Source organism: Methanobrevibacter sp. UBA188, assembly GCF_905234905.1.
Lineage (GTDB): Archaea > Methanobacteriota > Methanobacteria > Methanobacteriales > Methanobacteriaceae > Methanocatella.
The window spans coordinates 1-8,653 of record NZ_CAJOJM010000054.1 but is presented as its reverse complement, the minus strand read 5'-3'; the positions used below and the strand labels follow the sequence as shown (position 1 = coordinate 8,653).

The 8,653-nt window shown below is 32.5% G+C and carries 5 protein-coding genes and 2 pseudogenes; 3 read left to right on the top strand and 4 right to left on the bottom strand.

The window, feature by feature from the left end; translation table 11 throughout:
- Together QZ143_RS08500 and QZ143_RS08495 are read left to right on the top strand one after the other, a co-directional pair.
- Positions 1-859, top strand: a pseudogene (locus QZ143_RS08500) (hypothetical protein); the annotation flags it as partial.
- Positions 860-956: 97 nt separating this feature from the next.
- Complete coding sequence (locus tag QZ143_RS08495) at positions 957-2,945, top strand: Ig-like domain repeat protein (RefSeq protein ID WP_292883171.1); 1,989 nt, start codon at positions 957-959, stop codon at positions 2,943-2,945.
- Positions 2,946-3,334: 389 nt separating this feature from the next.
- Here the strand turns inward: QZ143_RS08495 and dnaJ are convergent, their stop codons facing one another.
- The 3 genes from dnaJ to QZ143_RS08480 all read right to left on the bottom strand — a co-directional run bounded on the left by dnaJ (position 3,335) and on the right by QZ143_RS08480 (position 7,094).
- The gene (dnaJ, locus tag QZ143_RS08490; protein ID WP_292883168.1) at positions 3,335-4,477 is read right to left on the bottom strand and encodes a molecular chaperone DnaJ; all 1,143 of its coding nucleotides are present in this window, start codon (positions 4,475-4,477) and stop codon (positions 3,335-3,337) included.
- Positions 4,478-4,613: 136 nt separating this feature from the next.
- Entirely contained in the window at positions 4,614-6,497 is a 1,884-nt protein-coding gene (gene dnaK, locus QZ143_RS08485) for a molecular chaperone DnaK (RefSeq protein ID WP_292883165.1), read from the bottom strand.
- Between the two features lie 45 nt (positions 6,498-6,542).
- Positions 6,543-7,094, bottom strand: coding sequence for a nucleotide exchange factor GrpE (locus tag QZ143_RS08480; RefSeq protein ID WP_292883162.1), 552 nt, complete (start codon positions 7,092-7,094; stop codon positions 6,543-6,545).
- 305 nt (positions 7,095-7,399) lie between these two features.
- On the opposite strand from QZ143_RS08480, the gene QZ143_RS08475 reads away from it, so the two are divergent.
- On the top strand, positions 7,400-7,972 hold the full coding sequence (locus tag QZ143_RS08475; protein WP_292609813.1) for an ArsR family transcriptional regulator: 573 nt from the start codon (positions 7,400-7,402) through the stop codon (positions 7,970-7,972).
- 54 nt (positions 7,973-8,026) lie between these two features.
- Here QZ143_RS08475 and QZ143_RS08470 read toward each other — a convergent pair.
- Positions 8,027-8,653: pseudogene (locus QZ143_RS08470) on the bottom strand (carbamoyltransferase HypF); the annotation flags it as partial.

The following is an 8,653-nucleotide window of genomic DNA, read 5'->3' as shown; positions in this document are numbered from 1 at the left end:
TGATAATGTAATTGCTGGTCCTGGTAAAGGTGTTTCCGTAAAAGGCAATGAAACTAATGTGGTATTAAAAAATAACATGATTAATACTGTCGCTAATGTTGATAAAAATGCTTATGCAATTTATGCTAATGATACTGCTAGTTTAAAAATTGTTGACAACCATATCGATTATCAAGGTACTACCAAAGGTACCGGAATCAATAATGCAATTTATCTTTATAATGCTGATGGAGCTATTGTAAATGGAAATAAATTTGACCTAGATTTAGTTTCTGCTGATGTTGCTTGGATTGAAGTTCCTGTAGGTAGTGGAAATTGGATAAGTGCTCCTATTAGTGAAGGTATTGTTGTTGAAGATTCTAATAATGTTACTTTTGATAGTAATACTGTATCTACTAATTTCACTGATGTCATTACTTCATACGGTTATGATACCATTTACTCTGTAGATTTCAAAAATTCCAATAATGCTGTAATCACAAATAATGAAATTACTTCTGTGGGTAAAGATTATATTTATGGGATTATTCTTTCCGGTATTGATTTCACAATAAGAGCTAATAATATAACTTCTATTGGCGAATATTATGCTAATGGTATTGATATTGAAGGTCCTGCTAGTGGTATTGTTGAAAATAATGGTGTTTTAGTAATAAGTGGTGCTAGTGCTTACGGTATTTATTCCGGTATGAATGGTGCAGATGTAAGTGCTAACTACACTGGTAATGAAATTTCAGGTAATGCTTACAATATATTCGGTATGTCTGTTGGTGATGTGGACAGTAATATTGTAAATAACTTTATTAACTTAAAAGGTAATTATACTACTGGTATGGCTTATAGAGGTTCTAAATGCTGACAATCGCGTTGTATTAGAATCTAGTGAAGTTGGTAATGAGTCAATTTGGGAAGGATTTGGTGTTGAAGCTGTCGGTATTAAAGTTATTAAAGGTAATGTGAACATTAATAACAACATTATTGCCGGTCCGGGTAAAGGTGTTTCCATTCTCAATAATGTGACTGAAGCTTCATTAACTGGTAACTTTATAAATACTGTTGCTAATACTGATAAAAATGCTTATGCAATTTATGCTGTAGATGCTGCTAGTTTAATAGTTTCCAATAACACTGTTGACTATCAAGGTGCTACAAATGGTACAGGTATCAACAATGCTGTTTATATTAATGATGTTGAAGGTGCTGTAATTAATTCTAATAAATTTGACTTAGATTTGATTTCTGCTTATGTGCCTTGGGCTGAAGTGCCTTCAGGTAGTGGTAATTGGGTAAGCTCTCCTATTTCCGAAGGTATCGTTGTTGAAAAATCTAATGGTACTACTTTTGATAATAATGAAGTAAATGTTAAATTTATCGATGTTGTTGAAAGTTTTGATACTATTTACTCTGTAGATTTCAAAAATTCAGACAATGCTGTAATTTCCAATAACAAAATTACATCTGAAGGAAATACTTATATCTACGGATTAATAATTACTGGTGATAATTTCAATATTGAAGCAAATACCATTGATTCAACATCCAATTATTACTCTAACGGTATCGATATCGAAGGCCCTGCTACTGGAGTTGTAAAAGATAACGGAATTTCAGTAAAATCTCCTACTTCCGCTTACGGAATTTACTCTGGTATGAATGGTGCAAATGTTTCAGCAACTTATACTGGTAATGAAATTGTTGGTGATGCATATAATGTATTCGGATTCTCATTAGGTGATGTTGAAAGTAATGTAACTGGTAATAATGTTGTTCTAGCAGGTAATTATACTACTGGAATTGCATACAGAGGATCTAATTTAGTGGTTGACAACAACATAATTTCCGCAAAAGGTTCTAATGTAGGTAACGAATCTATTTGGGAAGGCTTCGGAGTTCAAAATATTGGTATTAAAGTTGTTAAAGGTACTTCTACAATTACTAATAACAATATTCAAACTACTGGTGATTCAGCTATTAATTTAACTAACAATAAAGCAACAGTTAAAGATAACTATTTAGCAGGTGCAAAAGGTGTAGGTAATAATGCTGTTGCTGAAGCAGAAAATGCCACTGTTTCAAGTAATACTCCTGATTATAAAATAATTTTAGCATCTCCAAGAGTATATACTGAATATGCTGACGGTGTGCTTTATGTTGTAATGGCATATGACGAAAACGGTATTCCACTTGAAAACATTACTCTTTTCTCAACTGTCAACAATATGACTTACAATGCAACAACTGACGATGAAGGTTATGCTGCATTTGTAGTTGACTTGGATGCTGGTTATTATGTTGCAAAAACTTCATTTGAAGGTAATGAAAAATATGGTCCTAAGGATATTTCAACTCCGATTACAGTAGATGCTTCCGCTTCTGCTATTAAAGCATCTTCATCTGTAACTGTTTTATTAACTAAAGTTAAATCAGGATATAACTTCAAATTAACTTTAGTGGATATGAAAGGAAATGGATTAGCAAATAAAAAAGTTTCAATTACTTTTAATGGTAAAACAAAAACTTACACTACTAATTCAGCAGGTGTAATCAGCTACAAACTTTCAGCAACTAAAACAGGATCTTATAAGTTAACTATGAAATTCGCTGGTGACAATAATTATGCGAAATCCAGTGCAACTTCAACAATTAAGATCACCAAACAAGCAACTAAAATAACTGCTAAATCTAAAGCATTTAAAGCTAAAACTAAAGTTAAAAAATATGCTGTAGTTTTAAAAGACAATAAAAATAAAGCAGTTAAGAAAGTTAAAGTAACCTTAAAAGTTAAAGGTAAAACCTACAAAGCAAAAACTAATGCTAAAGGTAAAGCTGTCTTTAAAATTACCAAATTAACTAAAAAAGGTTCTTACAAAGCTGCTGTTAAGTTTGCTGGAAATGCTTACTACAAAGCATCCACAAAATCTGTTAAAATTACAGTTAAAAAATAGAGATTTTTAATCTCTATACTTTTTTTATTTTTTCATGTAGATGTCTAAATTCATATTTACTATTTTTAAAATACACATTATTTTTAATTGGTTTACTACTTATTTTAATGCAATTAATATTTTTAGCATGTTATTTAATTAATCATTATTTCGTTTAAATTGCCTAAAAATTATGAGCAAAATATGGGTGATTTCTGATAATTTTGAAAATTTCAAAACTTGTATGTGATAATCTACATTCATATAATTAAAAAGTCTATTTTCAAAGGGTTCATTAAAAATAATTTGATTTAAATATAATTATCTTGTAAAAATTAGTTTGGATGTGGTTTTAATCATGTCTAAAATTAATATGGTGGTGGGAAAATAAATTAGCAAAAATGGCTAATCTATTTCATCGCATCTTTGACCCTGTCAAAGATTCCTTTTTCAACATGTTTAATTTCATCGCCACTGATTTCAGCAAATTCAGTGAGAATTTCTTTTTGTTTTGAGTTTAATTTTTTAGGAACTACGACATTGGCTTTGACATACATGTTTCCTCTACCTGAATGTCTGTATGATGTCATACCTTGTCCTCTCAATTTAAACACGGTTCCGCTTTGTGTTCCTGGTGCAATTTTAAATTCAACTTCTTTTCCTTCGATAGTTGGAATGCTTATTACATCACCTAATGCTGCCTGTGGGAAACTAATTTGCTGCTCGTAGTATAAATGATCTCCTTCACGTTCAAATTGTTTATTTTTCTTAATGTGAACTGTTACAATTAAATCTCCTTCAAGGCCTGATGCTTCACCACAGTTTCCTTCACCGGAAACTCTTAAATGGTTGCCTTCATCAACTCCTTCTGGAATCTCAATTTTAATTGTTTTGGTTTTTCTGTTACTGCCTTTTCCATGACAGTCAGGGCATGGTTCTGTAATGATTTTTCCAGTACCGTTACATTCTCTACATGGCCTTACATTTACCATTTGGCCTAAAATTGTATTGCTGACTTCTTTAATTTGTCCTGTTCCGCCACATGTTTTACAGGTTTCAGGTTCAACACCTGGCTTGGATTTGGAACCATGGCATGTAGGGCATAGTTCACTTCTTGTAATCTTGATTTCTTTATCGCATCCAGTAAATGCTTCTTCTAAAGTAATTGGAACTTCAGTATATATGTCTGAACCTCTTTGAGGACCGGTTCTTCCACGTGAACGAGAGCCTCCACCAAAACCAAACATGTCAAATATGTTTCCAATGTCGAAACCTTGGAAAATATCATCAAAGTTCACGTTTTGATAGAAATCTTCTGCAGTAAATCCATCCATTCCTGCATGACCATATTGATCATATCTTTGACGTTTTTCATCATCTGACAAGACAGCGTAAGCTTCACTTACCTCTTTAAATTTTTCTTCAGCATCTGGCTCATCACAAACATCTGGATGGTATTTTCTGGCTAATTTACGATAAGCTTTTTTAATTGTCTTTTCATCTGCAGATTTGTCTACTCCAAGAACTTCATAATAATCTCGCTTGTCTGCCATTTATTCACCTTAGTATGTTTTAAAAAATAAATAGAAAAAATAATAGTAGTTTTATCTCATTGTTAGTTTATTGATTGATTCTGATTTCTGATTTTATTATATTTCCCAACAATTTAATAAAACATTATTATTAATTCTAGTCTTTTACTTCATAGTCTGCATCAATTGTGTCATCATCTTTGTCTTTAGCACCGGCATTAGGATCTGCTCCACCAGCTTCTTGTTGAGCTTGTTGAGCTTGAGCTTCTGCTTGTGCTTGTTGATAAATTTTAGCACCAATTTCTTGAACTACATTGGATAATTCATCAGACTTAGCTTTAATGGCATCAATATCATCGCCAGCTATAAGTTCTCTTAATTCAGCTACAAGTCCTTCGACTTTAGTTTTTTCATCTTCAGATACTTTATCTTTGAGTTCATCTAAGGTTTTTTCTGAAGTGTAAATTAATGAGTCTGCATTGTTTCTGATTTCAATTTCTTCTTGTCTTTTTGCATCTGCTTCAGCATTCATTTCTGCTTCTTTGACTTTTTGTTCAATTTCTTCATCAGATAATTTTGTTGAGGAAGTAATTGTGATAGCTTGTTCTTTTCCTGTTCCTTTATCTTTAGCAGTTACATTTATAATACCGTTTGCATCAATATCGAATGTTACTTCAATTTGAGGAACGCCTCTTGGAGCAGGTGGAATTCCAACAAGTTGGAAACGTCCAAGTGAAGTGTTGTCTGCTGCCATTTTTCTTTCCCCTTGCAATACGTTAATGTCTACAGAAGGTTGATTGTCTGCAGCTGTGGAGAATATTTGGCTTTTTTTGGTAGGAATAGTAGTGTTCCTTTCAATCAATGTAGTTGATACTCCACCTAAGGTTTCAATACCTAATGATAATGGAGTTACATCTAAAAGAACGATGTCTTTAATTTCTCCAGCTAATACTCCTCCTTGAATAGCAGCTCCCATGGATACACATTCCATTGGGTCAATACCACGTTCAACTGGTTTTCCTATGAATTTTTCAACAAATTGTTGTACAATTGGCATTCTGGTAGGTCCACCAACTAAGATGATTTTATCAATTTCAGATTTGCTCATTTTTGCATCATCTAATGCTTGTTGCATTGGTTTACCTGATTTTTCTACAATTGAATCAACGAGCTCTTCTAGTTTAGCTCTTGTAAGTGAAATGATTAAGTTTTTAGGGCTTCCGTCAGCACCCATTGCAATGAATGGTAAGTTTACTTCGGTAGTTGTAGTGGTGGATAATTCGATTTTTGCTTTTTCAGCAGCTTCTCTTAATCTTTGTACTGCTTGGTCATTATCCATTAAGTCGATTCCTTCTTTAGCTTTGAATTCATCAGCTAAGTATTTGATTAATACGTTATCCATATCGGTACCACCGAGTTGAGTGTCCCCACTGGTGGATCTTACTTCAAATACTCCTCCACCGAATTCCATGATGGTTACATCCAAGGTACCTCCACCTAAGTCGTATACCATAATGTTCATGTCATCTTCTTCGGATTTGTCAAGACCGTATGCGAGGCTTGCTGCGGTTGGTTCGTTTACAAGTCTTACAACATCTAATCCTGCAATTGTTCCTGCATCTTTAGTAGCGGTTCTTTGGTTGTCGTCAAAGTATGCTGGTACGGTAATTACTGCTTTTTCAATAGGTTCTCCGAGGAATGTTTCTGCATCTTTTTTAATTTTTTGTAAGATGAATGCGGAAATTTCTTGTGGGGAATATTGTTTTCCGTTTACAGTTACTTTGTGGTCAGTACCCATGCTTCTTTTAATTGCGCTGATAGTATTTTCTGGGTTTGTAACTGCTTGTCTTCTTGCAGGTTCACCAACTAACATTTGACCGTCATCAGTAAATGCAACATAACTTGGGAAAGATTTACCATATTGACTTGCTCCTTCAGCGGAAGGAATTGTGGTTGGTTTACCTCCTACAAGTACAGATGCTGCTGAGTTACTTGTTCCTAAATCAATACCAATAATTTTTTCTTTTTTTGAATCAGACATAATTATCACCTATTTTTTTTATAAATAATTTAATAAACTTGAATTTTATTTTTTACAAACAATAACTTTGGAGTATTTAAGGACTTTATCTTTGTACATGTATCCTTTCATCAATTCATCTATAACATATCCGTTTTCGACATCATCTGACTTTTGAACCATTAATGCTTCATGTTTGTTCAAGTCAAATTTTTCACCTTTTGCAGGAATTTCTTCTACGCCTTCTTTTGTTAAGATATCTTTAAATTTATTGTAGATGAGTTCTACTCCTTCTTTTAAATCTTCATCGTTTTCAATTTCTAAAGCCCTACCAAAGTCTTCATAACAGTCAATGAACTCTTTAATAATATTTTCATTAGCGAATTTGATTATTTCTTTATTTTGCTTATCTGTAATTTTTTTGAAATTTTCGAAATCTGCTTGAAGTCTTTGTGATAATGAAATATATTCTTGAGTTTCATTTTCTTGTTTTTCAAGATCTTCTTTAAGTTTGGCTATCTCTTCATCCTTAAGAGTTAACTCTTCAAGAAGTTCATCATAGTTTTCTTGATTATCTTGAGTTTCAACTTCAGTTTCGCTTTTATTTTCATCAGTCATACGTGCACCCTTTTATTGCTTTTTGAAAAACTAATGTAATAACTCTGCATCGAGAATATTAAACTTTAAGAACTTTAATATTGGTTTTGGGAATTTATGGACATATAGGAAAATGGTTCATCTTATAAGAGTTATTACTTTAAGTTTTTCAGAACCAAATATTAAAGTAACAAAAAGTTATCTTTCTCTTACTATATTATAGTAACAAAAAGTTATATAAAGGTTTCGATTATTTTGACTTTTTTCTTACAAGTAGTAATAAAAATACAATACTTTAAATATATTATATGATATAATGTATTACCATGAGAGATAGTGAAGACATTAAAAATGATAAATATCATAAAAATGTCAATTCTTCTAATGGCCACATAGAAATTAGAGGAAACTATAACGACCATTTAGGAGATATTGATAAAGAAGATATACTTGATGTAATGGGCTGTAAAACTAGAAGAGATATTATTAACCTTTTAAGGGAAGAACCTATGTTTGTTAGTGAAATATCCAATGAGCTCGATATTGGTCAAAAGGCAATCATTGAACATTTACGTGCTATGGAAGATATAGGTATCTTGAATTCTTCTTATAAGAAAATTTTAAGAGGTCGTCCGCGTAAATACTATGATTTACAAAACGAAGTGAATATTCACATTACAATCAATAGAAACACCTTCGATGTAAATCTGTCAGATGATATGTTGAATACGCTACAGCTTCCATCAGGTGACGAATGGTCAAAACTTTTAGATATTGAAAAAAGAATTGATGCCGGACAGCTCGAAGCTATCGATGAGTTGAAAAATCAAATAAGATTATACGGCAATCTTTTGGAAAGAGCCGAATATATTCTTGAAAGAACTTATAGAAGTAGATAGAACAGTTGTGTGGTCATTAATTAATTGTTTGAATTCAATTTCAAACAATTCTCTTTACTTTTTTTTAGCTATTATCGCTTGTCCAAGGGATACTGATCCATCTCCTGCGCAAGTGTTTTTATGTTGGATAAAATCATATCCATTATTTTCAATGAAATTTTTAACGGTGTCGGTAATGGCTTCGTTGTAAAATACGCCCCCTGTGGCTCCAATGCTATTGAGATTTTTCTTATCTGCTGAACTTATTGCAAGTTCACTTAATCCCTTTGCAACAGCAATTTGTCCTGCACGGGCAATATCAGCTTTTTTTGCTCCATTTTGATATAATCTGACAACATCTCTTAAAATCTCAGTTGTATTCAATGTATTGTTTTCAATAATGTATGGGATTTCCAAATCAGTTGTTGAGTAATAAGCACATGATTCAAGTTTCATGGAGCATTCTCCTTCATATGTTCTCTTATCACATATTTCAAGTGCAACTGCCATTGAATCGAGAACTCTTCCAGTACTGGTGGTCTTTCCAACATTGATTCCGGAATCCAATTGCTTGAAAATATTTTTAATTTCGATTTCTCCGTATTTGAAATGATTGGCATAATTTTTAATCAAATCTTCATCTTTCAGGATGCTTGCAAGCATTCTTGCAGGATATTTTGTTGCCATATCTCCGCCGGGCAT

Coding starts and splice junctions, on each gene's coding strand:
- dnaJ (WP_292883168.1), bottom strand. CDS start 4,477: ATGGCAGACAAGCGAGATTATTATGAAGTTCTTGGAGTAGACAAATCT.
- dnaK (WP_292883165.1), bottom strand. CDS start 6,497: ATGTCTGATTCAAAAAAAGAAAAAATTATTGGTATTGATTTAGGAACA.
- QZ143_RS08480 (WP_292883162.1), bottom strand. CDS start 7,094: ATGACTGATGAAAATAAAAGCGAAACTGAAGTTGAAACTCAAGATAAT.
- QZ143_RS08475 (WP_292609813.1), top strand. CDS start 7,400: ATGAGAGATAGTGAAGACATTAAAAATGATAAATATCATAAAAATGTC.